The organism is Enterococcus sp. NPDC086594, assembly GCF_044746145.1.
Taxonomy (GTDB): domain Bacteria; phylum Bacillota; class Bacilli; order Lactobacillales; family Enterococcaceae; genus Enterococcus_D; species Enterococcus_D entomosocium.
In genome coordinates this window covers 13,483-38,395 of the sequence record NZ_JBIVBP010000016.1, presented here as the reverse complement: position 1 = coordinate 38,395, position 24,913 = coordinate 13,483, and the positions used below count along the sequence as shown (strand labels likewise).

Here is a 24,913-nt window from a genome sequence, read left to right as displayed (position 1 = left end):
TTGAATGGAGTGGATTAGATGAAGAAAATTCTTGTTGCCAATCGTGGAGAAATCGCGATTCGTGTCTTCCGCGCATGTGCGGAGTTAGGAATCAAAACAGTCGGTATTTATGCTGCGGAGGATGAATACTCCGTCCATCGTTTTAAAGCAGACGAAGCGTATTTAGTGGGGAAAGGCAAACGGCCGATTGATGCGTATTTAGACATTGAAGATATTATTCGCACAGCGAAAAAAGCCGGGGCTGAAGGGATTCATCCAGGGTATGGTTTTTTATCAGAAAACCTGGGCTTTGCTCAGCGCTGTGAAGAAGAAGGTTTGATTTTCATCGGACCATCCACTCACCACTTAGATATTTTTGGCGACAAGATCAAAGCAAAAGCAGCAGCGATCGAGGCGGGGATTCAATCCATTCCCGGATCTGACGGTCCAGTGGCATCGATTGACGACGTTTTAGCATTCGCTGACGAACATGACTATCCAATCATGATCAAAGCAGCTCTTGGCGGCGGTGGTCGAGGCATGCGTGTCGCTCATGATGAAAAAGAAGCACGTGATGGCTACGAACGTGCCAAAAGTGAAGCGAAAGCGGCATTTGGTAGTGACGAAGTTTACGTTGAAAAATATATTAGTAATCCAAAACATATTGAAGTCCAAATTCTAGGGGATACGCACGGAAATGTCGTCCATCTATTTGAACGTGACTGCTCTGTTCAGCGCCGTCACCAAAAAGTAGTCGAAGTGGCACCTTGTGTGTCAATGACGACTGAACAACGGGAAAAAATTTGTCAAGCTGCCGTTCAATTGATGAAGCATGTTGGCTATATCAATGCCGGAACAGTGGAATTTTTAGTTGAAGGCGATAAATTTTACTTTATCGAAGTAAACCCTCGGGTCCAAGTGGAACATACAATCACTGAAATGATCACCAATTTAGATATCGTGACGACACAAATACTAATTGCACAAGGCAAGGATCTGCATAAAGAAATTGGGATTCCTGAACAAAAAGATATTCGCTTCGAAGGGGTTGCGATTCAATGTCGCGTGACAACGGAAGATCCAGCGAATAATTTTATGCCAGATACTGGTAAGATTGATACCTACCGTTCTCCAGGTGGATTTGGGGTTCGTTTGGATGTCGGAAATGCTTACGCAGGTGCGGTGGTAACCCCGTATTTCGACTCACTGCTTGTAAAAGTCTGTACACATGCGGCAACCTTTGATCAAGCGATTCAGAAAATGATGCGCTGTTTGAAAGAATTTCGTGTACGTGGGGTAAAAACAAACATTCTCTTCATGCGAAATGTCGTTTCTCATCCAGCCTTTCGTTCGGGTGAAGCCAAAACCACCTTTATCGACAATACGCCGGAACTATTCAATTTCCCTCGGATTCGTGATCGTGGAAACAAAACCATGAAGTATATCGGGGAAATTACCATCAATGGATTTCCGGGGATCGAAAAACAAAAGAAACCATTTTATAATGAGCCACGGATGCCACAACACATCCAAGCAACGCCTGATTTTGTCAGCGCCAAAAATATTTTAGATACGAAAGGTGCCGAGGGTGTCGTTGAATGGATCGGTCAACAAAACAATGTCTTACTGACGGATACAACCTTCCGAGATGCCCATCAAAGTTTGTTGGCAACTCGTGTAAGAACCCATGACTTTAAGAAAATTGCCGCGATGACGGAAGCTGGCCTGCCACAATTGTTCTCAAGTGAAATGTGGGGTGGAGCAACGTTCGACGTTGCCTACCGTTTCTTAACAGAAGATCCATGGGAAAGATTGCGGATGTTCCGGAAAAAAATGCCGAATACCTTGTTGCAAATGTTGTTTAGAGGCTCCAATGCTGTGGGATATTCCAATTATCCAGACAATGTATTGGAAGAATTCATCAAAGAATCTGCAGCGCAAGGAATTGATGTGTTCCGAATCTTTGATAGTTTAAACTGGGTTCCACAAATGGAGAAAAGTATTCAAGCCGTTCGCGATACAGGAAAAATTGCAGAAGCAACGATTTGTTATACCGGGGATATCAATGATCCGACCCGTCAAAAATATTCAGTACAATACTACAAAGATATGGCGAAAGAATTGCAAAACCTTGGTGCCCATATCATTGCTATCAAGGATATGGCTGGATTATTAAAACCGCAAGCGGCTTATCGTTTGATCAGTGAGCTAAAGGATACGATCGATGTGCCGATTCATCTGCATACCCATGATACGAGTGGAAATGGGATCATTACTTACTCAGCAGCTACTAAAGCCGGTGTTGACATCGTGGATGTCGCTATGTCAGCGGTCAGTGGCGCAACGAGTCAACCAAGTATGAGTAGTTTGTATTATGCACTATTGAACGGCGAACGCTGCCCAGAAATCAATGTAGACAATATCCAACAGTTGAACCACTACTGGGAAGATGTCCGCATGTACTACCATTCCTTTGAAAATGGCTTGAACGCACCTCAAACGGAAGTGTACAAGCATGAAATGCCGGGGGGACAATATACCAATCTCCAGCAGCAAGCCAAAGCCGTTGGTTTAGGCGAAAAATGGGATGAAATCAAAGAAATGTATCATGAAGTCAATATGATGTTTGGAGACATCGTGAAAGTGACGCCTTCTTCGAAAGTCGTTGGGGACATGGCACTCTTTATGGTTCAAAATGGCTTGTCTGAGAAAGATGTTTTTGAAAAAGGCGATACATTAAGCTTCCCTGAGTCAGTAATCACATTCTTCCAAGGTGAGTTAGGTCAGCCAGTTGGTGGCTTCCCGAAAGAATTACAGCGCATTATCTTGAAAGGACGCCCAGCCTTTACCGAACGTCCTGGAACATTCGCGAAGCCAGTTGATTTTGCTGATGTGAAGCAAGAACTAGCGGAGAAAATCGGCTATGAACCAAAACATGAAGAAGTCTTGAGCTACTTGATGTATCCGCAAGTCTTCCTTGATTATCGAAAAGCTTATGAACAGTTTGCAGATGTGAAAGTTCTTGATACTCCAACTTTCTTTAACGGCATGCGCTTAGGTGAAACGATCAATGTTGAATTAGAAAAAGGCAAAATCTTGATCATTCGTCTAGATGAGATCGGTGAGCCAGATATTGAAGGCAACCGAACACTCTTCTTTAACTTGAACGGACAACGCCGAGAAATCGTCGTTAAGGACAACTCAATCATCAGCTCTGTTCAAACGAAACGTAAAGCAGAGCCAACGAACAAAGAACAGATCGGTGCTTCGATGAGTGGCTCAGTTTTAGAAGTATTAGTCAAAAAAGGCGACCGGGTGGCACGTGGACAAACCTTGATGGTCACGGAAGCGATGAAAATGGAAACTTCGGTTGAAGCCCGCTTCTCAGGCGTAGTTGAACATGTGTATGTAACCGATGGGGAACCAATTCAGTCAGGAGATCTTTTGATTGAAGTCAAAGAGAAGTAAGGAGTCGATCCACAGATGAAGCGAAGAGGATTATTGTTTTGCGGCTTATTTGTCCTAGCCCTAATAATCGTGTATTTGCAGCCAGTTTTCATGCAAAACGCTTCAGATTCAAGAGTGACGATCGAAAACCCAATCAAAGCACCAACAAACATGAATTACGAACCAATCGCAGCTCAAGGATTAGCTGAATTGATCGGGGAACCTGTTTCGGATTTCGAAGAAGTCTATGGTCTTCCAGTTCAAACATATCGATCAGGTTACGAGTTTGAAATTCGGGTCTACAATCAATTAGACGATCAACAGTATGTTGAGATCAATACCGATGGTGAAAGTGTGCAAGCAATCAAAGTAATCGGCGCCGGGGGCTCTTCCCTGGCACCTTTTACGATGGGCATGACCTTGACTGACTTGACGGAGTTGACCATGATCTATCCTAACTTTACTTTGACACAAAATGATCGTGCGATCAGTTTCGAATTGATGGAAGAAGATATGAACTACCGTCCATTAGTGGCTTTTGACAACGGGACATTTGCTGTTTTGTTCTTTGATCAGGAAACTGCCCAACTGCAAGCCGTCACTTACTTGGATCAGACCACATTACTTAAACTGGCACCTTATCCTTTGACGGAAGGGCAGCGACCGCTGTTTCAAGTTTCGCAAACAATTGACCAAGCCCAAGCCAACCTTGAAAAAGAGACCCTAGCGTTTGTCATCATCGATAAACTTCGCCAGCAAATCGGCTTAGACAGCTTCTCACAGGATACCCAAACACATCAAGAAGCAGCTGGACTTTTATTTAATTTGACGAATAACCTATCAGACTATTTGACTTCTCAACGAATCCATTCTTATCAACGAGCACTTTCTTCGGAAAAGACAAGTAATTTTGTCTTATCGAATGACGAATGGCGAGAGTTGTTAGCGGAAAAGGAATTGGAAGCATCTGCTTCAATCTTCGAAGCGCCTGTTTATGATCCAACTTTTACGATTTTGTCATGGTTCAGTAACCCAAGATTTACTGAGCGCCTGACCCATGAACAATCAGAAAAGATAGGAATTGCTTTTTCTGAAGCAAATATGGTAGTCTTAGTGCAAGAAGATGTGGAAGGGACCGAGGATAGTACGTCAGATGATTTACGATGAAGCCTTTTTTGAGATTGAAGATCAAATTGAAGCACTTGTGAAGGCAATCAAAGCAAGTGAAACGTGTAAAACCTATCAAAAAGCGAAACAGGTCATGCATCAAGACCCTGATGTTCAGACGTTGATGCGATCGTTTTTAGAAAAAAAACTAGATTTTGAAAGAATTGAAGCTTACGGTGAGTATGCGCCTGATTTCAAAGAAAAAAAACGGGCGTTGCGCACAGCCAAGCGGCAGTTGGATCTTAATGAACAAGTAAGTGAGTATCGCTGGAGTGAAACACAACTGCAGCGTTTGCTGGATGAACTGACTGTGGCGATCTCTACTTGTTTTTCTCCTTCTGTCAAAGTGGACGCTGGGAGTCCCTTTTTTCAATCAAAATCAAGTTGTGGAGGAAATTGTCATGCACGAGGATAAAGAGCCTTTTACGATGCAAAAGCGTCGAGGATTGATCGTATGGGTTTACAGCCTACGTCAACTAAAGAATTTGCGCCGTTTTGGTTTTGTTCATTATGTGTCACGCAAGATGAAATACGTGGTCATGTATTTGAACGAAGAAGAATACGAAAGCAAAAAAACAAAAATCGAGCAGTTTCACTTTGTTCGACAAGTTGAAGCTTCCTATCGACCAGATGTCGAAATGGATTTTGCTGAAAAAATTGGTACGTCAGCAGCCTATCCAGTGAAAGACGAAGGGTTTGATATCGAAGAAAAAAATACGATGATTCGATTGGCAGAAAACGTGTAATAAAAAAGTGGGGGTGCCTTGAGTCACCGCCATTTTTTTATTGCTATTTATAGAAACAGTGCTATATTTGTATTTACGAAGATCTTGGAGGGAAAAACGTATGCGTGTAGTAGCCGGAGAATATGGTGGCCGCAGATTAAAAAGTCTCGCTGGAGACAATACTCGCCCCACGACAGACAAAGTAAAAGGGGCGATTTTTAACATGTTAGGGCAATATTTAGATGGAGGAGTTGTACTGGATTTATTCAGCGGAAGCGGGGGCTTGGCTATCGAAGCGGTCTCTCGTGGTGCCAATCATGCGGTTTGTGTCGACCGTAGTTTTCCAGCAACCAAAGTGATCCGCGAAAATATTGCTATAACCAAAGAACCCGAAAAGTTCACGGTGTTAAAAATGGATGCGAATCAAGCTTTACGGCAGTTTGCAGCTGAGGGACAAAGTTTTGACTATTTGTTTTTAGACCCGCCATACGCAAAGCAAGAGATTCTGCATCAGTTAGAAGCTATGCTGAAGGATGAATTGATTCGCCCGTCTGCATACGTAGTTTGCGAAACAGACAAGTCCATCGTCTTACCAGAACAAATCGACTCGTTGCATTTGGTCCGTGCCCAAACCTATGGCATATCGGCAGTGACGATCTATAGAAATGAGGGATAACGTGAAAAAGATTGCTTTATTTCCAGGGAGTTTTGACCCATTGACATCCGGTCATGTTGATCTGATCGAGCGAGGAGCCACGCTTTTCGATGAATTGATCGTCGGCGTTTTTACAAACACCAATAAAAAAAGTTTTTTTACTAGTGAAGAAAAAGTTCATTTGATCGAAGAAGCCCTCGCCCATATTCCTAACGTCAAAATTCTGGCACAAGAAACAGAGCTAACAGTCACGATTGCGAAAAAATTAGGTGCTCAGTTTCTGCTTAGAGGCATTCGCAGTGTGAAAGACTATGAATATGAGCGGGACATTATGGAAATGAACCATCACCTAGAACCCTCATTAGAGACCGTCTTTCTTTTAGCAGACGCAAAACATAGTTTCATCAGTTCCAGTTTGTTGAAAGAGATCTTAACCTTTAACGGCGATGTTGCCGAATATTTACCTCAAAATATCTACGATGCTATAGTAAAGAAGCGTGATACCAATGAATCTTAAATCAACGATCAAATATGTTCTCCTGTTTGTTTTAGCGCTAATCATCGCAGCTTGTGCCTTTTTGCCGATTCCCTATTATATCGAGCAACCAGGAGCAACGATCGATTTAAAAGAGCTGATTACCGTCAATCAAAAAGAAGACACCTCAGCTGGCTCCTTTTCTTTGACCAGTGTTGGGATTCGACAAGCTACCGTGTTCACAGCGATTGGAACGAAATTCAATGAATTCCAAGACTTGATCAGTGAGGAAGAACTTTTAGGCGGTGCGACAGATGAGGAGTACAACCGCATTCAACGCTACTATATGGAATCCTCGCAAAATAGTGCGATTGAGCAAGCATTAAAGCTAGCAGACTTACCTTATGAAATGACCTATAAAGGGGTCTATGTCATGGGGATCGATCCAAATTCCAGCTTTGCTGGGAAAATATCCGTTGGAGATACCGTCACCGCAGTCAATGGTAAAGAATTTAAAAGCAGTCAAGATTTTATCGACTACGTCCAAAGTCAAACCATTGGTGATGAAATCACCGTGACTTACTTGCAAGATGGCGAAGAAAAAGAAGCAACGGGCAAACTAATTGAACTGGAGAGCAATCAAAAAGCCGGTATCGGCATCTCCCTCGTCGATCATACAGAGATCACTTCTGATGAAGAGATCGTGATCGATTCTGGCAATATCGGAGGACCTTCCGCTGGTTTGATGTTCACCCTTGAAATCTATGAACAGTTGACCGGAGATAACCTACGTAAAGGCCACAACATAGCTGGGACAGGAACGATCTCAGCTGACGGAACCGTTGGTCGAATCGGTGGGATCGATAAAAAAGTAGCGAGTGCCAGTGAAAGTGGTGCAGAAATCTTCTTTGCCCCAGATGATGAAATCACTGACGAAGAGCGTGAAATAGATCCTTCCATCAAAACAAATTATGAAGAGGCAGTGGCAGCAGCGAAGAAGTTAGACACGGATATGAAAATCGTTCCGATCGCCAATGTCCAAGATGCCTTGGATTATCTAGCAACACTGAAAGAAGCAAATTAAAACGGCGCTCGCCGTTTTTTTATTGTCTAAAGAATACAGTAGGCTCAAAGAAAAGGTTATGCTATACTTTTAGATAAGGAGTGTGAATCTAGTGGAATTAAAAAGACAACAACCGATCGTTGAAGCATATCATTTTGATATGAAACCGAAAGACAAAGAAATGGAAACAAAATTGAATGTCGGCTTTGCGCCGTTAAAAGTCAAAGATGAAGAATATATGGAAAAAAACAGTATTATTGGTGCCCGCTTAGAATTCCAATTGGTGTTCCCTGATTATGTTTTGTCAGGACGTGTCGGACAAGTCAATCATATTTTGAATCGCAAAGTCAATTCTGGAGAAGATCTAACAAAAGCTGAAACTGATCGTTTGGTTGAGCCCTTGTTTGATATCGTCAAACGCCTGACGTATGAGGTGACAGAAATCGTGACCGATAAACCAGGACTCCAACTGAACTTCAATACCAACTCGAACCCCACACAAGAATCGACCGAAGAAGAAAAATAAGTTGAAATAGGAGGGATTTCCATTGTTTTCCAACCAAATGCAAGTGATGCTCTACGTTGATGATGTGACGAAAGCTGTCGAGTTTTGGCAAGAATTAGGCTTTGTGATCATTGAACAGCAAACGATCGATGGAACATCCGTCGTCGAAATCGCTCCTTCAAAAGAGGCAGAGGCTCATTTTGTCTTATATGACCGTGAGTTCATCGAAACGCACTCACCTGAAGTCGCATTGAATTCTCCATCGATCATGTTTTTTGCTGAGGACATTACAGCTCTCTATAAAAAACTTTTAGAGATGGAAGCAGAAGTGGGTGAATTGATTCAGATGGAAGAACAACTGGTTTTCAATTTTGCCGATCCAGATGGCAATTATTTTGCTGTATCAGGAAAATAGGTTTTGCCGATCGTAACCAATCATTCGTCTTTATGAACCCGACTCTATGCTGTCGAACTGTTCAAGGCGAATGATTGTTTTTTGTTTTAATGCAAGACATTTTGCAACTAAAGGACTAGAATTGATAATAAAAGAATCAAATGCCTTTAAGGAGGGAATGACAATGCAAAAATATCTTTATGCAATCAGTGATATTCATGGAATGGCCGATCTTTTTAAAAGGCTTCTTACGGAATATGATCCTAAAATCCATCAGTTGCTTTTGATTGGTGATCTAAATGACCGAGGACCAAAGTCCAAAGAGTGTTTATTACTTGGAAAGAAATTAGTCGAAGAACATCAAGCGATTTATTTACGTGGCAATCACGAAGAGTATTTTCTGCAATTTCTAAATGCCCCTGAGGATTGGTTCGCCGCCTACGTACGCAATGGTGGCAAAGAAACGCTTGAAAGTCTTTTGCATACAGGCGCCACTGAGGAGTATTCGCCGACGGAAATCGCCTTAATGATCCGAAGTAGGTATGGAGACTTAATAGAGTTTTTAATGGAGCGGCCACTTTATTACGAGTGGGGAAAGTACCTCTTTGTCCATGCGGGCGTGGATTTAAGTAAAAAAGATTGGCGGAAGACCACCGACCACGATTTTATCTGGATCCGCGAACCTTTTCATAAAGGGAAAAACCGTACAGGAAAAACGATCGTTTTTGGCCATACCATCACGCCCATGATGCATGGAGATATGCAGACAACGGATCTTTGGCAACAAGACGACAAAATCGGCATCGATGGTGGGGCAGTATTTGGTGGATCGGTGCATGGCGTGATTTTTGATGACAAAGGGGTCCTTCAAGATATCGAATATCAAAATTTAGCAGGACCTTGGCAACCAGACTTTTAAAAGTCTTTTCTAAAAAGAGAAAAGCAGCCATTACAAGAGCCCCGAAGCAATGTTCCTTTCGTGCCTTCTTGTTTCCTCAATGGCTGACTTTTTTATGTTAAAATAGCAAAAGCAACAAAGGAAAGGTGAGAACGAATGGCAGAAATGAATCAAGAGGTACTTGATTTAGTGAAACAAGAACTAACCTCTTTTACCCAAAAACAAATCAGTACGGTGTTACAATTATTGCAAGAAGGAAATACGGTTCCGTTTATTGCCCGCTACCGTAAAGAAATGACGAATGGACTTGACGAAGTTCAGATTCGAGAAATCGAAGAGCGGTATCAGTACTTAGAAAACCTAGAGAAACGCAAGCAAGAAGTTTTGCGCTTGATAGAAGAACAAGAAAAGCTAACGCCTGAACTAACACAGGCGATTTTAGTTGCGACAAAAATGCAGGCCGTTGAAGACCTGTATCGTCCTTACAAACAAAAACGACGCACCAAAGCGACGATCGCCAAAGAAAATGGCTTGGAACCATTTGCTCAGTGGCTGTTAAGCTTCTCAAAAACAGGTGACGTACAAGAAAAAGCGGCCGAATTTATGAGTGATGCTGTTCCTACTGTAGAAGATGTCTTGGCTGGCGCCCATGAGATCATTGCAGAAGGCGTTGGTGATACTGCAGAATTTCGAAGTTGGATTCGGAGCTATTATTCTAACAAAGGACTGTATAAGAGCACGGTCAAAAATGCTGAAAAAGATGAAAAAGGCGTTTATGAAATGTATTACGATTTCCAACATCCTATCAATAAGATGGTTTCCCACCGGGTTTTAGCCACCAATCGTGGAGAAAAAGAAGACATTTTGAAGGTAACGCTTGTGGCAGATGAAGAAAAAATCATGGAGTACCTACGTCGGAAATTGATCACGAATAGTGATTCACCCGCAGCCAGTTTTGTCCAAACTGCTGCTGCTGACGCCTTGAAACGGTTTATCTTACCAGCGATCGAACGAGAGATCCGCAATGAATTGACAGAAAAAGCCGACGAACAAGCAATTGCGATTTTTGGAGAAAATCTTCGCAATCTGTTGCTGCAGCCGCCATTGAAGGGCAAAGTCGTTTTAGGTTTTGATCCAGCGTATCGAACGGGCTGTAAATTGGCCGTCGTTGATGAGACAGGAAAAGTATTAGCGATCGAAGTGATCTATCCCCATAAACCGGCGCCGATGAATAAACGAGAAGCGGCTGGACCAGCGTTTCGTCGCTTATTGCAAACCTATAAAGTTGAAATGGTCGCAATCGGTAATGGGACGGCGAGTCGAGAGTCAGAGCAATTCGTCGCTGAACAATTAAAATTGATCGATCAAGAGGTATATTATGTGATCGTGAATGAGGCAGGCGCTTCTGTTTATTCGGCCAGTCCGATCGCCCGGCATGAATTCCCTGATCTGCAAGTGGAAGAACGAAGTGCCATCAGTATTGGTCGCCGTCTCCAAGATCCCTTGGCAGAATTAGTTAAAATCGATCCACAATCGGTGGGCGTCGGGCAATACCAACATGACGTTTCGCAAAAGCGCTTAGCCGAACAATTGGATTTTGTCGTGGAAACGGTCGTCAACCAAGTAGGCGTTGATGTCAATACCGCAAGTGCGGCACTTTTACAGCACGTGGCGGGCTTAAATAAAACGACTGCCCAAAATATCGTGACCTATCGAGAAGAAAACGGGGTATTTACGCAGCGCAATCAACTGAAAAAAGTCCCTCGCTTAGGGCCAAAGGCCTATGAACAGGCGATCGGTTTTATGCGGATTCCTGGCGGAAAAGTCATTTTGGACAATACCGGGATTCATCCAGAAAGTTATGACACTGCCAAAGAAATTTTGGCGCTCGCGGATATTTCTCTAGCGGAGCTTGGGAAAGAACAATCTGAAGAAAATAAAGTGAAGTTGGCGCAAATGCGTCCAGCAGAACTTTCTGCTAAATTGTCTGTCGGGAAAGAAACCATCACAGATATCTTAAAAGCGTTAATGCAGCCAGGACGTGATATGCGGGATGAAATGCCAGCCCCATTATTGCGCAAAGATGTGTTGAGTATGGAGGATCTAAAACCGGGAATGGAATTGAAAGGAACTGTTCGAAATGTGATCGACTTTGGTGCTTTCGTCGATATCGGTGTCAAACAAGATGGACTGGTTCATTTGTCGAAGCTGAGCCGTTCGTTTGTAAAACATCCGAAAGACGTTGTTTCCGTTGGTGACGTCGTAACCGTTTGGATCGAGCAAGTAGATGTCAAAAAAGGCCGTATCAGCTTAACAATGGTCGATCCAGGAAATGCTAAATGACCCAACAAGAATTGCAGCGTTTGGTGGAAGAGCTTTCGCTGTCTGTTTTCAATAAACCATTTACGCATCGAGCGGTATTTAATTCTCGCTTAAAAACAACCGGTGGCCGTTACCATCTAAGTGATCACCACTTGGATTTCAATCCAGTGATGCTTACTGAACACGGGATGGAGGTTTTTATCGGCATTATCAAGCATGAATTATGTCACTATCATTTGCATTTAGCAGGTCTTGGTCATCGTCACCAAGATCCTGCTTTTAAAGCATTGCTGGCAAAAACGGGAAGCCTGCGGTATGCACCTCCTGCCATAAGAACAGCTAAGCATTGCTATCGATGTCAAAATTGTGGCTGCGAGATTCGGCGGCAGCGGCGTGTGGATATCAAAAAATTTGTTTGTGGAAAATGTCGCGGACGTTTGCTAGAAATAGGAAATGATGAGAAAAGTCAAGTCGAAAAATAAAACTCGTTGCTATTTTTTTCATTTTGTATGATAATGTAGGTCGTGTGACAACCTGATATTTGTCAATACACGCGTTTTTTTACGACGCGGATTTGAGAAAAGAGGATTATAATAATGGAAAATCAAAACAAAATACATCATTTTGTTGGAATCAAAGGTTCCGGTATGAGTTCATTGGCTTTGATTCTGCACGAAAAAGGCTACCAAGTACAAGGCTCTGATGTGGAAGAATATTTCTTCACTCAACGTGATCTAGAAAAAGCAGCAATCAAATTGTTGCCTTTCGATAAAGCAAACATTCAACCAGAAATGGTCATTATCCAAGGGAATGCTTTCCCTGACACCCACGAAGAAATCATACGGGCCAAAGAACTTGGTTTAGAAGTCACTCGTTATCATGACTTTATTGGCCAATTCATTCAGCCCTATACGAGTATTGCTGTGACTGGTTCTCACGGAAAAACCAGTACGACAGGATTGCTTTCTCATGTCTTAAGCGGCATCCGGCCAACAAGTTTCTTGATTGGCGATGGTACCGGTCATGGAGAGCCCGATGCGGAATTCTTCTCGTTTGAAGCTTGTGAATACCGCCGTCATTTCTTAGCTTATTCACCGGGCTATGCAATTATGACCAACATCGATTTTGATCATCCGGACTATTTCCACTCGATTGACGATGTCTTCTCAGCCTTTCAATCGATGGCAAGTCAAGTAAAAAAAGGCATTTTTGCTTTTGGTGATGACGAGTACCTGCGTAAACTTGAAGCAGATGTCCCGATCTACTATTACGGCGTCAACGATAACGACGATGTTCAAGCAAAAAACATTGAACGCACCACCCAAGGTTCAGAGTTCGACGTCTTTATCCATGGTGAAAATATTGGCCATTTTGTCTTGCCAGCGTTTGGTCAACACAACATCAACAACGCACTCAGTGTGATCGCTGTGGCTTACAAAGAAGGATTGGACATGAAAGAAGTTGCCGCTGAGATGCTCTCATTCCCTGGAGTGAAACGTCGCTTCAGCGAAAAAATCGTAGCGGATATGACGATCGTAGACGACTACGCCCATCATCCTGCCGAAATCAAAGCAACGATTGATGGCGCTCGTCAAAAATATCCGGATAAAGAGATTATTGCTGTCTTCCAACCTCATACCTTTACCCGTACGATCGCTTTAATGGATGAATTTGCGGAAGCGTTAGATCTTGCAGACCATGTGTATCTATGTGACATTTTTGGATCTGCCCGTGAATCTCGAGGGGATGTTAAGATTGAAGATCTGGGCAATAAAATTCAAAGAGGCGGAACTGTGATCAAAGAAGAGAACGTTTCTCCGCTACTAGATCATCAAAATGCTGTCGTGATTTTCATGGGAGCAGGAGATGTGCAAAAATTTGAAACAGCCTATGAAAAACTACTAAGCAATACAACTCGTAACGTATTGTAATCAAAGACTCTTGTGGCGTGTTTGCTGCAAGAGTTTTTTACATCTGAAGTTTTTGCAAAAGCAGCACCGCGAACTTGCACTTTTGTCGGCATCTGATAGAATATACTCAGATGAAACTATTCTTTTTGGAGGAATTAAATTTTGAATATAGGAAAACCGCGAAAAATAGGGAAAAGTATTGAAGATATCGAGGAAGGCGATTCGTTATCCTTAACAGAATCGATCGAAGACAATCAACTGTTGTTATATTTAGGGCTTACTAATGATGCAAACCCTTTGTATATTCAACATGACTACACGCAAAATACTGAGTATCAGCGTCCAATCGTCCCATCCATCATGTTGATGGGGATCATCACCAGTGCCGTATCGAAACATTTGCCTGGTCCTGGCTCTCATGTAGTCAATTTTTCGGTGAACTTTATTGAACCTGTATATCATTATGAAACATTGACCTTTGAATTCGAAGTGATCAAAGTGGATAAAATGAAAGATGTGGTAACTATTTCGGTTGAAGCGATCAACACAGAAGATCATCGTATTTTAGATGCTGTGGTCATGGTCCAGCCGCCAAAAGCAGTAGCAGTAAATGAGGAGGAACAACAAGATGAATAATTTAAACAATGAAACCGTCCAAGCCCAAGGCTTAAATCGCTTTTATTCAAAAGTGTATTTATTCTTCGGCGTTGGGCTTGCGATCAGTGCGATTTCAGCCTATATTTTTGGGGAAGTCTTCCAAGCGCAAACCCTGCAATTTATCAACAATTTTCCGCTAGGATTTACCGGTCTTTGGATCTTACAGATCATTTTAGTCATTGTATTAGGTGTGAAGGCGCAGAAAAATCCATCCTTGACCGTTGCTGGCTTTTTAGTCTATTCGCTCTTGAATGGATTGACCTTGTCTGTGACATTGATGATCTATGACTTTGGATCGATCGTGGGAGCATTTGTTTCAGCAGCCGTCACTTTTGGTGTCATGTCAGCATTTGGGATCATGACCAAACGTGATCTAAGTGTGGTTGGTCGTATCGGCTATGGTCTGTTGATCGGGATCATCATCTCAACGCTCTTGAATGTATTTATTTTACGCAGTCAACCGGTTGACTTTTTCTTATCGATCGTGACCGTCTTTGTCTTTATGGGAATCACCGCTTATGACAATCAGCAAATCCGCAATGTATACTTCGCAACGAATGGTGGCGCAAATACTGGAGTGGCCGTTTTCATGGCACTACAACTGTATTTAGATTTTATCAACTTATTCCTTGCGTTATTGCGTATCTTTGGAAAAAACAACTAAAAAAAGTGCGAGGAAACTCGCCTTTTTTTTTGTATAAAATGAGAGAGAAAACAAAGCAATTCATCGCTTTTGTGCCCGTTCTTTGATAGAATAAAGAAGAACTTTTTGAGAAAAGGAGTAATCAAATGCCAAAAAATAAATTACTACTCGTTGATGGGAATAGTGTGGCTTTTCGCGCGTTTTTTGCGTTGCATAATTCATTAGAACGGTTTAAAAATGCCAATGGGCTGCACACAAATGCCATCTATGCGTTTCATACTATGTTTGAAAATGTGATGGCAAAAGAACAGCCAACACATGTTTTAGTGGCTTTTGATGCTGGAAAAACCACCTTCAGGACAGCGATGTATGAAGATTATAAAGGTGGACGTTCAAAAACCCCTGGGGAATTTAAAGAACAAATGCCTTACATTCGCGAATTGATCAACGCGTTAGGTGTTCAATACTACGAATTAGATAACTATGAAGCCGATGATATCATTGGCACATTGGCAAATAAAGTCGATAAAGAGCTATTTGATGTCGTCGTTTTATCTGGCGATCGCGATTTGACCCAGCTGGCAACGGAGCACGTGAAAGTTGACATTACGGTCAAAGGCGTTAGCGAAATTGAAAGTTATACGCCCGCTCATGTGGCTGAAAAATATGACGGCCTAACGCCCTTACAAATCATCGACATGAAAGGACTAGCTGGCGATGCTTCCGATAATATTCCCGGCGTCACCAAAATTGGTGAGAAGACAGCCATTAAGCTTTTAAAGGAATATGGCTCCGTTGAGGGAATCTATGAACACATCGATGAAATGAAAAAAAGCAAGATGAAAGAAAACTTGATCAATGACCGTGAGATCGCCTTTCTTTCAAAACAATTAGCAACCATCGATGTGGATGCGCCCATTGAGGTCGATGTCGACAAACTGAAATATGAAGGCAAAGATTTAGAGAAATTGGTGCCATTCTACCAAGAAATGAACTTTAATAGCTTCTTAGATAAGCTGCAGATTACAGCTGAACCAGTTGAGATGGAAGACATTTTGTTTTCGGTCGTTGAAGAAGTAACGGAAGATATGTTCCAGGGAGACACAGCATTGTATGTCGAGATGATGGGGGATAACTATCATTTGGAAGACATTGTCGGTGTTGCTTGGGGCAATCAAGAAAAAATTTATGTCAGCAATCGTGAAGAATTGTTTGAAAGTCCAGCCTTTACCGATTGGTTAAAAGACGAGAAACGTAAAAAATTCGTCTATGATGCCAAACGCACGTACGTGGCGTTAAACCGGTACACGACAGCACCAAAGGGAATCGCTTTTGATGTTTTATTGGCAGCTTATCTTTTAGACACGAATGATACGAATAATGACATCGCAGGTGTTGCTGCTCACTATGGCTATGATGCGATCCAATCGGATGAAGCGATTTATGGAAAAGGAGCGAAAAAAGGGCTGCCGGCGGATGAGGAAGACTTCTTTGCTCATTTAGCCCGTAAAGTAGCGGCGATTACAAACCTAACACCAAAACTTACGGAAGAATTGGCAGCAAAAAATCAAACAGCGCTCTTTGAAGAAATGGAACTGCCTTTATCAATGATTTTAGCTGAGATGGAGATTACCGGCATCAAAGTTGATGCGTCTCGCTTGCATCAGATGAAGGGCGAATTTGCACAACGGTTGCATGAAATTGAAGAAAAAATCTACGCCGAAGCTGGAGAAACCTTCAACTTAAACTCGCCGAAACAACTGGGTGTGATTTTATTTGAAAAAATGGGCTTACCAGTTATCAAAAAAACCAAAACTGGCTATTCGACCGCAGTCGATGTGTTAGAACAACTAAAAGAGCAAGCACCAATCGTTGAAGACATTTTGACTTATCGTCAAATCGCTAAGATCCAATCAACCTATGTAGAAGGCTTATTAAAAGTGATCCAAGGAGATGGCAAAGTCCATACGCGATATGTACAAACCTTGACCCAAACTGGTCGTTTAAGTTCTGTCGATCCAAACTTACAAAACATTCCGATTCGTTTAGAAGAAGGTCGAAAGATCCGCGAAGCCTTTGTGCCACGAGAAGCTGATTGGGTTATCTATTCTTCTGACTACTCTCAAATCGAATTGCGGGTGTTGGCACATATTTCAGATGATACCCATTTGAAAGAAGCCTTTATCGAAGGTCAAGATATCCATTCAAGCACAGCGATGCGAGTCTTTGGTATCGAAAAAGCAGAAGATGTGACACCAAATATGCGTCGTCAAGCCAAAGCGGTCAACTTCGGTATCGTTTATGGTATTTCTGATTATGGATTATCACAGAATCTAGGAATCACCAGAAAAGCCGCCCAACAATACATCGATACGTATTTTGAAAAATATCCTGGTGTGAAAACGTATATGGAGGATGTGGTTCGTGAGGCGAAGGACAAAGGGTACGTTGAAACCTTGTATCATCGCCGTCGTTACTTACCTGATATTAATTCTCGCAATTTCAATATTCGAACTTTTGCTGAAAGAACCGCCATCAATACACCGATTCAAGGAAGTGCGGCGGATATCTTAAAAATTGCCATGATCGATCTGGAGAAACGTTTGAAAGAAGAAAAATTAGCAGCAACGATGCTGCTGCAAGTACACGATGAACTAGTCTTTGAAGTACCTGAATCTGAATTGCCTCGTCTTGACGCTTTAGTGAAAGAAGTGATGGAGCAAGCCGTTGCATTGCATGTCCCTTTACTGACAGACAGCAATTGGGGCAAAACATGGTACGATGCAAAATAAATGAGGTGAACAGAGGTGCCGGAATTACCAGAAGTTGAAACGGTCCGTAAAGGACTTGAAAAACTTGTTTTGAATAAAACGATCGAATCGGTCGAGATCCTGTGGCCGCGAATCATTGAAAGTCCTGAAGTACCGATCTTTTCGGCGCTTTTGAAAGGGCAACGTTTTGAAAAATTTGAACGACGTGGAAAATTTTTGATTTTTAAATTGACAGATTATGATCTGATCTCTCATCTACGAATGGAAGGCAAGTACGAGTATTTTGAGTCAGACCCGATTGTCGATAAACATACACATGTCATTTTCCATTTTACGGATGGCAGTCAGTTAAATTACCATGATGTAAGAAAATTTGGACGTATGACCTTAGTGGATAAAGACCAAAGCGCAGCCTATAAAGGCATCATGCAATTAGGTCCTGAGCCTAAGCCTGAATTGTTTTTATTAGAGGCATTTGAACAAGGATTGAAGCGTTCGAAAAAAGCCATCAAACCGTTATTGCTTGACCAAAAGCTCGTTACTGGTTTGGGCAATATTTATGTAGATGAGGCGCTGTGGCAAGCAAAAATCCATCCAGAGCAACCAGCGGATTCATTAATGCCAACTGAAGTAGATGTGCTGCATAAAGCAATCATCGATGTCTTAGAACGAGCTGTTGAAGCAGGCGGAACTACCATTCGGACCTATCTCAATGCACTAGGAGAAGCCGGGAAATTCCAAATGTCATTAAATGTCTATGGCCAGACAGGCAATCCTTGTGGCCGATGTGGCACACCAATCGTCAAGATCAAAGTTGCCCAACGGGGGACGCATTTTTGTCCTCAGTGTCAAAAACTGCATGTGAGGTCCAACAAATGAGTTTTGTTTTAGGCGTCACTGGGGGAATCGCCACTGGAAAAAGTACTGCAGTCGCGCATTTTCGATCACTGGGTTTACCGATTATTGATGCCGATATCATCGCAAGAGAAGTCGTTGAACCGAATACGGAGGGCTTGCAGGCGGTGACGCAAGCCTTTGGTCCGCAGATTTTGACAGATGATGGGCACCTAGATCGACAAACCCTCGGTGCTTTGATTTTTAACGATCCAGAAAAACGCCGCATGCTGAATCAGACGTTATCTCCTTTTATTCGACAAGAGATTTTGTCTCAGATCGAAGAAAAAAAACAGGAAGTGCCCTTGTTGATCGTTGACATTCCTTTGCTTTATGAAGCCGACTACGACCAATACATGGATCAAACCGCAGTCGTTTATGTGCCAGAAGCGATTCAAAAAGAGCGGTTGATGGCACGTAATCAATTGAATGAGCAAGACGCGCAACAACGAATCGACAGTCAGCTTTCAATTGAGAAAAAGAAACAACGGGCCGATATTGTCTTTGATAATCAAGGAACGATCGCCCAACTCAATCAGCAGATCGATGATTGGTTAGCATCCTTAAACAAATAGATAAGACAGCAGGTTCCCTTCAGTAAAAGGGAACCTGCTATTTTATCTTTCAATAGCAAACCTAGCCCTATCATTTCCAAAAACAACTGGCGCTGAAACATGTCGGAAACTGTTTGGTTTGGAAAGTAAGACGATCGTTTATGAATGGTTAAATATCAAAGTACCAGCCCTGATTTATTTTGGGGTCACGATCACGCGATTGCTGGAAAAGGGGTGAAGAACGATCGGCTGATCATAAAAAGAGGTGAGAACCTCCTCAGTAAAAATCGTCTCTCGTTGACCAGCGGCGTGGACTTTGCCGTTTTTTAACATCAGCAAATGAGTGAAAATCGGTAGTAGCTCTTCTGTATGATGGGTAACGTAAAGAAGAGTCGGCGTATTCGGCAGTTGTGAAAAAGCCTCCAGACGGGTTAGCAGTTCTTCTCGCGCAAATAGATCAAGGCCCGTACAAGGTTCGTCCAAAATCAGGATCTCTGGTTGTGCCATCATGGCCCGTGCGATCATGACAAATTGTTTTTCCCCTTGAGAAAGGACGTGATAGGAACGATTGATCAAATGCGACAAACCTAAGTCAGTCAAAAGCGCTTTTGCTTGGATCAGCTGCTCTTCTTCATAGGACTCATAAAGACCAATACTGGAATAAAGCCCCGAAAGAACGATCTCTTCGGCAAGATCGCGACCATAAAACTTGCTTTGCAGCGCTGAACTGACCCAACCAATGCGCCGTTGAAGATCGGGCACAGACGTTTTTCCGTAACGCTCACCTAAGACCGTTCGTTGACCAGAAGAAGGCCATAAACTTCCCGTGATCATTTGGAGTAATAAACTTTTGCCAGCACCATTCAGACCTAAAATCACCCAATGCTCATTTTTTTTCACTTGCCAATTGATCGCTTTTAATAAATAGTTCTTGTCGCGAACGAATGAAACCTGTTGGAAATCGAGGATTGTCATCTATTGTCGAACCTTAAACAGGTTCTTCACCTCCAGTTGTAAGAATATTCAGAAAATAATCGCTCATATTATAGCATAAAGAAAAACATTTTGCTGACTGTTTGGTATCGCATTCATATCTTTTGTCAGAATTCAGAATGCTTGTTATGATGAAACTATACAGGAGGGATGATAACTATGGGTACTTTTAAAGACGAAAAAGATGTGATCGTTGGCAAGGCTAAAGAAAAAATCGGTGAGTGGACCAATAATGAAGAACTTGCCCATTCTGGGAAAGAACAAGCACACGAAGGTCAGATCAAGAAAGAGCACGATCAAAAAAGAGTCAATGAATTAGAAGATCAAAATGACGAGCGCGATGCCCGCAATGATCGAACTACCCCAGAAAATGTCAGCAGTGAAGAATTGTTGCGAGCTGAAAATCCTGATGCCAATAAAATTTCTTCTGCCGATCGTCGAGATGCAGACCAGCTGAAGCATTATACTGGAATTGAAGATAAATTATAACTGAACACGGATGCCTTCGTCTTCTAGACGAGGCATTTTTTTGTTAACCAGAGTGGATGAAGAGTCAAGAGACTACTGCTCAGTTGACAATTGCTCAACATCTCATTATAATCCATTAAGATCGCATAGAGAGAAGCAAAGAAATTGGGAGGTGGTCATCAAATGCTTATTTATGCATTGTGTACGACTGTCAAGAAAGTAGAACAGCCGCAATAGGAAACGGAAAATTAGAAAGAAGGCTTTTTTATGATCGAACCTTACCAATTTCATTCAATTAAACATCAAGTATACCAATTAGTTCGAACCTATCAATCGGTGAATGATCCTCGAACGATCAAAACGGTTGAAACGATGACCAAAGACGCCATAGAACATTTTTTTCCTGAAGAAGAAACAGCACCACGTGAAATTTTAGCTGCTTTCTTTCAACAGGGGATGACGATCAGTCGCAGCAATGAGCTGTTAACAGAACTCAAAGAGTACGTCCGACCCTTTCAGGTGCCGACAACAAAACAAATTGAAAAAATGTTTCGGAAAGTAAAAAAACTGAAAATACCTGATTTTGCTTCCGTTGATTTAAAAGAGACCACTTATCTTGCTTGGGATGATATCGGTAGTCAAAGCAAGTTTATGATCATAGCCACTGAGCAGGGATTTACAGGACTTCACGGTCATGTGTCAACCGAGGTCAAAAAAGGGATCTGTCCCTTGTGCCAGCATGAAGGAAATGTGTCGATGTTTCTTTCTTTGACCAAGAGCAACGGCGATGGAACATATACGAAACGCGGGAATTATATTTGCCGTGATAGCCAAAGGTGCAATCAGCAGTTGGAACAGCCAGCAAATTTGCATGATTTTGTTTCTTTGCTGCAAATGAAAGATAAATAACGAAATGAAACGGCAGAAATCTTTCTGCCGTTTTTTCTCATTGAAAAAAACAACAGTTATAGCATTATTTAAATTTTGTATTAAATGAACAGAATAAACCACTTTGGCTATTGTACCAATGGATTTCATGTTATAATTAATCATAGAAACCGATGACTTTACGTGAAAACGTAAGCGCATAAGAGAGAAAATGAGGTGGAACTATGCAATGTCCAAAATGTCATCATAACAATTCGAGGGTAGTTGATAGTCGACAAGCCGATGATGGACGTGTGATTCGCCGTCGTCGTGAGTGCGAAAATTGCGGCTATCGCTTTACAACATTTGAACGTATTGAAGAGGCACCCTTGCTTGTGATCAAGAAAAATGGTGCCCGTGAAGAATTCAACCGAGAAAAAATTTTACGGGGCTTGATTCGTTCTGCTGAAAAACGACCAGTGACAATGGATCAGATGGAAACAATCGTCGATCATGTGGAAAGTCGTGTCCGTGCTCTTGGTGAAAATGAAATATCTACGACACAAATTGGTGAGTATGTGATGGAAGATCTAGTTGATTTAGACGAGATCGCTTATATCCGTTTTGCCAGTGTATACCGCCAGTTTAAAGACATGTCAGTTTTCTTAAAAGAACTACAAGACATCGTCGAAAAAGCGAAAGAACCACAAGAATAGAGGGGGACAACAAGTGGGCAATAGTTTACCGAATCAATCGTACAAAGTGTTCAAAAGCCGTCCACTTACAACGGAAGGGAAAGACGCCCTCATTTATTTGTATCAACCAATTATTGAAAGTGATGCTTTAGCGTTGTATTTGACACTAGCAAGCGATGTCCAAGCCCAAAGCATTTCTGGCGAGGAGTCGATGACGACCGTGCATCTAGATATCTTGAATGCCATGAATGTCGGAATGCCTCGCTTCATAAAAGCCAAGCAAAACCTAGAAGGTATCGGCTTGCTGAAATCATATGAAAAAGCAGATTTGCAAAACGGATCCTCCTATCTGTATTGGCTGCAAGAACCGGTTCATCCGGCAGCGTTTTTTCAAGATGAATTGTATACCTATCTTTTGTTGGAAAGAGTCGGGGAGCGTAAATTTAATCAGCTGGTCAAGCTGTATCAACCAAAGCAATGTTCTTTAACCGATTATCAGGAAGTGACCCAATCCTTCTCAGTTGCCTATGGGTTAAATACCGCTCGTTTCGCCTCTCATGAAGAAACGTTACAGGCAGTCAGTAATTCTTTTCAAGAATCCAATGCAAACTTGGTGCTTGACGAAAAGCAGTTAGATTGGGACTTTCTTTTATATGAAGCGCAACGTCGGTATATCCGTGCCGCTAATTTCACGCCGAGTTTTCGACAAAAGTTAGTTCTATATCATTCCTTATACGGCTATGATGTGTTGGAATTGTTGGATTTGATGGCGGACAATGTTTCTTTGACAACAGGAGAGGTCGATCAGAAGAAGTTGGAACAAGCGATCATGAAAAAATCGCGGCAGACCTTCACGAAAACATCGACAAGAGAAGATCCTCAAGCAGAAAGCCAGTTGCGGCGCTTCAATACATTGAAGCAGAATGGTTTTTCGGAAAATGATGTATTATTGATTCAAGAAAGTGAAAATAATGCGCCGATCGCCTTTCTAAAAGCGATCAAAGCGGAGAAAAACAGTTTTATGACCGATTCAGAACAATGGTTGATCAAAAGCCTTGTCGAACGATCACCATTGCCGAATAGTGTGATCAATGTTCTGGTTCATTACGTTTTAGTAGTCCAAAACAATGCCGCTTTATCCGGAAATTATGTAAATAATATTGCCGCCCAGTGGTCAGAATTAAAAATCGGTACGGCAGAAGATGCGATCAAGCATGTTCGGAGCCTTGTTCGAAGTGCCAAGGAAAAACGCAGCCGACCACAAACAAGCGGCAAAAAAATCATTCGCGAAGAAAAGCTGCCTTCTTGGGCTGAAAAACCAGTGGAAGAGACAGCATTAACGCCAGAGCGACAAGCAGAATTAGATAAAAAACTGCAAAACTACTTGCATAAGAAAGCTGGTGACAAGTAATGGAAGATGTTGGAAAAAACTTAGGGAAATTATTGGATAAACGCAATTACCGTGATCAGTTTTCATCAATGATGGCAGAAGTTTTGCAAGATCCTGATGTCAAAGCGTTTATTGCCGAAAATGAAGAAGCATTGACCGAAGCGGATATTCAAAAAAGCTATGCGAAACTGTATGAGTTCGTTCAAGAAAAGCGGAAATTCCGCATCAATGATCCATCCATGATCGCACCGGGCTATGAACCACGCTTAGCGTTAAATTTTCATTTTATTGATGTCACTTATGTGCCAACCAAAGAGTTACTGGCTTACCAGAAACAAGAAGAGATCCGCAGTCGCATCAAAGCGATGGATATGCCTAAAGATATTCAAGAAGCGAGCTTTGCAGATTATCAGCAAACGCCTGGACGAATGGAGGCTATCGCAGCCGCCGTTGATTTTATTAGTGAGTTGACAGCGAATCCGCAAGAATTTCATAAAGGCCTTTACTTTGTAGGAAGTTTTGGGATTGGCAAGACTTACCTGCTTGGAGCAATCGCCAGAGATTTAGCAGAGGCGGGGTATACAACGACACTTGTCCACTTTCCAACATTTGCGGTAGAGATGAAACAAGCAATCGGCAAAGATCAAGTGGGGGACAAGCTGAATGCAGTGAAAAAAGCCCCAATTTTGATGATGGATGATATCGGTGCTGATGCGATGAGCAGCTGGATTCGCGACGAAGTCTTCGGTGTCATATTGCAATACCGCATGCAAGAACAACTGCCGACCTTTTTTACTTCGAATTTTACTATGCATGAGTTAGAACAGCATCTTTCGGTGACGCAACGAGGTGAATCCGAACCATTAAAAGCCAAGCGCATTATGGAACGTATCCGTTATTTGACACAAGAAATTCAAATGACTGGTAAAAACCGACGAAATGATGGCCAATAACTGACTATTACTGGAGGAAGAAGATGATGACAAAACAGGTAATAATAGGATTATCCTTTGCAGCAATGCTGCTTTTAACAGCTTGCGGCAATCAGGGAAACAGCGCTGCAAATGGGGAGACTGGAACTTCTGAAACTAGCGAGCAGACCAGTTCCGTATCAAATAGTACATCAGAAACGGAAACAGCCGCAATTTTTACTGGTGTTATCCAAGAAGATGCAATAGCAGGATCGGATGATACCTTTTCACTCTTTTTGAAAGAGGTGGCGGCAGTGGAAGATGACGATCAAGTCGTCCAAAGTTTTCAAAATGATGGGGTCATCCTACATGTCCCAGTCGAGGCTTATTCAGGAGATCTGGAGGAATTGACGGAAGGTGCTACCGTCCAGGTGACGTTGCAAGGCATACCGATCATGACGATGTCGATCCCGCCTCAAATTCCGGGCAACTCGATCCAAAAGGTTGAATTAGTGAACGATTAATGCAAT

At 42.2% G+C, this 24,913-nt stretch carries 25 protein-coding genes; 24 read left to right on the top strand and 1 reads right to left on the bottom strand.

Annotated elements, in window-relative coordinates; genetic code table 11:
• The first annotated feature begins 18 nt into the window (after window positions 1–18).
• From ACIPK1_RS15850 to coaE, 18 genes are all read left to right on the top strand, one after another.
• Window positions 19–3,447 (top strand): pyruvate carboxylase, encoded by a 3,429-nt coding sequence (locus ACIPK1_RS15850; protein ID WP_005235747.1) that lies wholly within the window; start codon window positions 19–21, stop codon window positions 3,445–3,447.
• A 15-nt stretch (window positions 3,448–3,462) separates the two neighbouring features.
• A complete protein-coding gene (locus ACIPK1_RS15845) occupies window positions 3,463–4,593 on the top strand; it encodes a CAP-associated domain-containing protein (RefSeq protein ID WP_086373002.1) in 1,131 nt (376 codons plus the stop codon).
• Window positions 4,580–5,008: a YlbF family regulator gene (locus ACIPK1_RS15840; RefSeq protein WP_005235752.1), complete on the top strand. Its 429-nt coding sequence runs from the start codon at window positions 4,580–4,582 to the stop codon at window positions 5,006–5,008. Before ACIPK1_RS15845 ends, ACIPK1_RS15840 begins: the two co-directional genes overlap by 14 nt.
• Window positions 4,995–5,339 (top strand): YlbG family protein, encoded by a 345-nt coding sequence (locus ACIPK1_RS15835; RefSeq protein ID WP_005235753.1) that lies wholly within the window; start codon window positions 4,995–4,997, stop codon window positions 5,337–5,339. The genes ACIPK1_RS15840 and ACIPK1_RS15835 overlap by 14 nt, the downstream gene beginning before the upstream one ends.
• Window positions 5,340–5,439: 100 nt before the next feature.
• Window positions 5,440–5,994, top strand: a complete 555-nt coding sequence (gene rsmD / locus ACIPK1_RS15830; RefSeq protein WP_194199712.1) for a 16S rRNA (guanine(966)-N(2))-methyltransferase RsmD — start codon at window positions 5,440–5,442, stop codon at window positions 5,992–5,994.
• Window position 5,995: 1 nt separating this feature from the next.
• The gene (coaD, locus tag ACIPK1_RS15825) at window positions 5,996–6,490 is read left to right on the top strand and encodes a pantetheine-phosphate adenylyltransferase (RefSeq protein ID WP_005231326.1); all 495 of its coding nucleotides are present in this window, start codon (window positions 5,996–5,998) and stop codon (window positions 6,488–6,490) included.
• Complete coding sequence (locus ACIPK1_RS15820) at window positions 6,480–7,532, top strand: SepM family pheromone-processing serine protease (RefSeq protein ID WP_005235759.1); 1,053 nt, start codon at window positions 6,480–6,482, stop codon at window positions 7,530–7,532. Before coaD ends, ACIPK1_RS15820 begins: the two co-directional genes overlap by 11 nt.
• 91 nt (window positions 7,533–7,623) lie before the next feature.
• Entirely contained in the window at window positions 7,624–8,037 is a 414-nt protein-coding gene (locus ACIPK1_RS15815; protein ID WP_008380094.1) for a DUF1149 family protein, read from the top strand.
• Between the two features lie 22 nt (window positions 8,038–8,059).
• Entirely contained in the window at window positions 8,060–8,431 is a 372-nt protein-coding gene (locus tag ACIPK1_RS15810) for a VOC family protein (protein WP_008380092.1), read from the top strand.
• Window positions 8,432–8,594: 163 nt separating this feature from the next.
• Window positions 8,595–9,329: a metallophosphoesterase family protein gene (locus tag ACIPK1_RS15805; protein ID WP_400451300.1), complete on the top strand. Its 735-nt coding sequence runs from the start codon at window positions 8,595–8,597 to the stop codon at window positions 9,327–9,329.
• A 135-nt stretch (window positions 9,330–9,464) separates the two neighbouring features.
• A complete protein-coding gene (locus tag ACIPK1_RS15800; protein ID WP_061054213.1) occupies window positions 9,465–11,651 on the top strand; it encodes a Tex family protein in 2,187 nt (728 codons plus the stop codon).
• The gene (locus ACIPK1_RS15795) at window positions 11,648–12,112 is read left to right on the top strand and encodes a SprT family protein (RefSeq protein ID WP_400451299.1); all 465 of its coding nucleotides are present in this window, start codon (window positions 11,648–11,650) and stop codon (window positions 12,110–12,112) included. The genes ACIPK1_RS15800 and ACIPK1_RS15795 overlap by 4 nt, the downstream gene beginning before the upstream one ends.
• A 114-nt stretch (window positions 12,113–12,226) precedes the next feature.
• Window positions 12,227–13,561, top strand: a complete 1,335-nt coding sequence (gene murC, locus ACIPK1_RS15790; protein WP_400451298.1) for a UDP-N-acetylmuramate--L-alanine ligase — start codon at window positions 12,227–12,229, stop codon at window positions 13,559–13,561.
• Between the two features lie 141 nt (window positions 13,562–13,702).
• Window positions 13,703–14,176 (top strand): MaoC/PaaZ C-terminal domain-containing protein, encoded by a 474-nt coding sequence (locus tag ACIPK1_RS15785; protein WP_005235769.1) that lies wholly within the window; start codon window positions 13,703–13,705, stop codon window positions 14,174–14,176.
• A complete protein-coding gene (locus tag ACIPK1_RS15780; RefSeq protein ID WP_016620070.1) occupies window positions 14,169–14,861 on the top strand; it encodes a Bax inhibitor-1/YccA family protein in 693 nt (230 codons plus the stop codon). Before ACIPK1_RS15785 ends, ACIPK1_RS15780 begins: the two co-directional genes overlap by 8 nt.
• A gap of 125 nt (window positions 14,862–14,986) precedes the next feature.
• A complete protein-coding gene (polA, locus tag ACIPK1_RS15775; protein WP_400451297.1) occupies window positions 14,987–17,632 on the top strand; it encodes a DNA polymerase I in 2,646 nt (881 codons plus the stop codon).
• A gap of 15 nt (window positions 17,633–17,647) precedes the next feature.
• Window positions 17,648–18,490 (top strand): DNA-formamidopyrimidine glycosylase, encoded by an 843-nt coding sequence (gene mutM, locus ACIPK1_RS15770; RefSeq protein WP_016611848.1) that lies wholly within the window; start codon window positions 17,648–17,650, stop codon window positions 18,488–18,490.
• Window positions 18,487–19,080 (top strand): dephospho-CoA kinase, encoded by a 594-nt coding sequence (gene coaE / locus ACIPK1_RS15765; protein WP_005235783.1) that lies wholly within the window; start codon window positions 18,487–18,489, stop codon window positions 19,078–19,080. The genes mutM and coaE overlap by 4 nt, the downstream gene beginning before the upstream one ends.
• A gap of 174 nt (window positions 19,081–19,254) precedes the next feature.
• Here coaE and ACIPK1_RS15760 read toward each other — a convergent pair whose 3' ends face one another.
• A complete protein-coding gene (locus ACIPK1_RS15760) occupies window positions 19,255–20,034 on the bottom strand; it encodes an ABC transporter ATP-binding protein (RefSeq protein WP_016620074.1) in 780 nt (259 codons plus the stop codon).
• Window positions 20,035–20,211: 177 nt separating this feature from the next.
• Between ACIPK1_RS15760 and ACIPK1_RS15755 the strand changes: the two genes are divergently transcribed.
• The 6 genes from ACIPK1_RS15755 to ACIPK1_RS15730 all read left to right on the top strand — a co-directional run bounded on the left by ACIPK1_RS15755 (window position 20,212) and on the right by ACIPK1_RS15730 (window position 24,907).
• Window positions 20,212–20,541 carry a hypothetical protein gene (locus ACIPK1_RS15755; RefSeq protein ID WP_008380072.1) on the top strand — a complete coding sequence of 110 codons (330 nt, stop codon included), beginning with the start codon at window positions 20,212–20,214 and terminating at the stop codon, window positions 20,539–20,541.
• Between the two features lie 246 nt (window positions 20,542–20,787).
• Complete coding sequence (locus tag ACIPK1_RS15750) at window positions 20,788–21,429, top strand: FusB/FusC family EF-G-binding protein (RefSeq protein ID WP_086316160.1); 642 nt, start codon at window positions 20,788–20,790, stop codon at window positions 21,427–21,429.
• 203 nt (window positions 21,430–21,632) lie between these two features.
• Complete coding sequence (gene nrdR, locus ACIPK1_RS15745) at window positions 21,633–22,103, top strand: transcriptional regulator NrdR (protein WP_005226004.1); 471 nt, start codon at window positions 21,633–21,635, stop codon at window positions 22,101–22,103.
• Window positions 22,104–22,116: 13 nt separating this feature from the next.
• On the top strand, window positions 22,117–23,493 hold the full coding sequence (locus ACIPK1_RS15740; RefSeq protein WP_087664101.1) for a replication initiation and membrane attachment family protein: 1,377 nt from the start codon (window positions 22,117–22,119) through the stop codon (window positions 23,491–23,493).
• On the top strand, window positions 23,493–24,425 hold the full coding sequence (gene dnaI, locus ACIPK1_RS15735) for a primosomal protein DnaI (protein WP_016611842.1): 933 nt from the start codon (window positions 23,493–23,495) through the stop codon (window positions 24,423–24,425). The genes ACIPK1_RS15740 and dnaI overlap by 1 nt, the downstream gene beginning before the upstream one ends.
• A gap of 23 nt (window positions 24,426–24,448) precedes the next feature.
• Entirely contained in the window at window positions 24,449–24,907 is a 459-nt protein-coding gene (locus ACIPK1_RS15730) for a hypothetical protein (RefSeq protein WP_008380064.1), read from the top strand.
• The last annotated feature ends 6 nt before the right edge of the window (window positions 24,908–24,913 follow it).

Excerpts from the sequence above, each read along its gene's own strand:
- ACIPK1_RS15850 (WP_005235747.1), top strand. The coding sequence starts at position 19 with ATGAAGAAAATTCTTGTTGCCAATCGTGGAGAAATCGCGATTCGTGTC.
- ACIPK1_RS15845 (WP_086373002.1), top strand. The coding sequence starts at position 3,463 with ATGAAGCGAAGAGGATTATTGTTTTGCGGCTTATTTGTCCTAGCCCTA.
- ACIPK1_RS15840 (WP_005235752.1), top strand. The coding sequence starts at position 4,580 with ATGATTTACGATGAAGCCTTTTTTGAGATTGAAGATCAAATTGAAGCA.
- ACIPK1_RS15835 (WP_005235753.1), top strand. The coding sequence starts at position 4,995 with ATGCACGAGGATAAAGAGCCTTTTACGATGCAAAAGCGTCGAGGATTG.
- rsmD (WP_194199712.1), top strand. The coding sequence starts at position 5,440 with ATGCGTGTAGTAGCCGGAGAATATGGTGGCCGCAGATTAAAAAGTCTC.
- ACIPK1_RS15820 (WP_005235759.1), top strand. The coding sequence starts at position 6,480 with ATGAATCTTAAATCAACGATCAAATATGTTCTCCTGTTTGTTTTAGCG.
- ACIPK1_RS15805 (WP_400451300.1), top strand. The coding sequence starts at position 8,595 with ATGCAAAAATATCTTTATGCAATCAGTGATATTCATGGAATGGCCGAT.
- ACIPK1_RS15800 (WP_061054213.1), top strand. The coding sequence starts at position 9,465 with ATGGCAGAAATGAATCAAGAGGTACTTGATTTAGTGAAACAAGAACTA.
- ACIPK1_RS15795 (WP_400451299.1), top strand. The coding sequence starts at position 11,648 with ATGACCCAACAAGAATTGCAGCGTTTGGTGGAAGAGCTTTCGCTGTCT.
- murC (WP_400451298.1), top strand. The coding sequence starts at position 12,227 with ATGGAAAATCAAAACAAAATACATCATTTTGTTGGAATCAAAGGTTCC.
- ACIPK1_RS15780 (WP_016620070.1), top strand. The coding sequence starts at position 14,169 with ATGAATAATTTAAACAATGAAACCGTCCAAGCCCAAGGCTTAAATCGC.
- polA (WP_400451297.1), top strand. The coding sequence starts at position 14,987 with ATGCCAAAAAATAAATTACTACTCGTTGATGGGAATAGTGTGGCTTTT.
- coaE (WP_005235783.1), top strand. The coding sequence starts at position 18,487 with ATGAGTTTTGTTTTAGGCGTCACTGGGGGAATCGCCACTGGAAAAAGT.
- ACIPK1_RS15760 (WP_016620074.1), bottom strand. The coding sequence starts at position 20,034 with ATGACAATCCTCGATTTCCAACAGGTTTCATTCGTTCGCGACAAGAAC.
- ACIPK1_RS15755 (WP_008380072.1), top strand. The coding sequence starts at position 20,212 with ATGGGTACTTTTAAAGACGAAAAAGATGTGATCGTTGGCAAGGCTAAA.
- ACIPK1_RS15750 (WP_086316160.1), top strand. The coding sequence starts at position 20,788 with ATGATCGAACCTTACCAATTTCATTCAATTAAACATCAAGTATACCAA.
- nrdR (WP_005226004.1), top strand. The coding sequence starts at position 21,633 with ATGCAATGTCCAAAATGTCATCATAACAATTCGAGGGTAGTTGATAGT.
- dnaI (WP_016611842.1), top strand. The coding sequence starts at position 23,493 with ATGGAAGATGTTGGAAAAAACTTAGGGAAATTATTGGATAAACGCAAT.
- ACIPK1_RS15730 (WP_008380064.1), top strand. The coding sequence starts at position 24,449 with ATGATGACAAAACAGGTAATAATAGGATTATCCTTTGCAGCAATGCTG.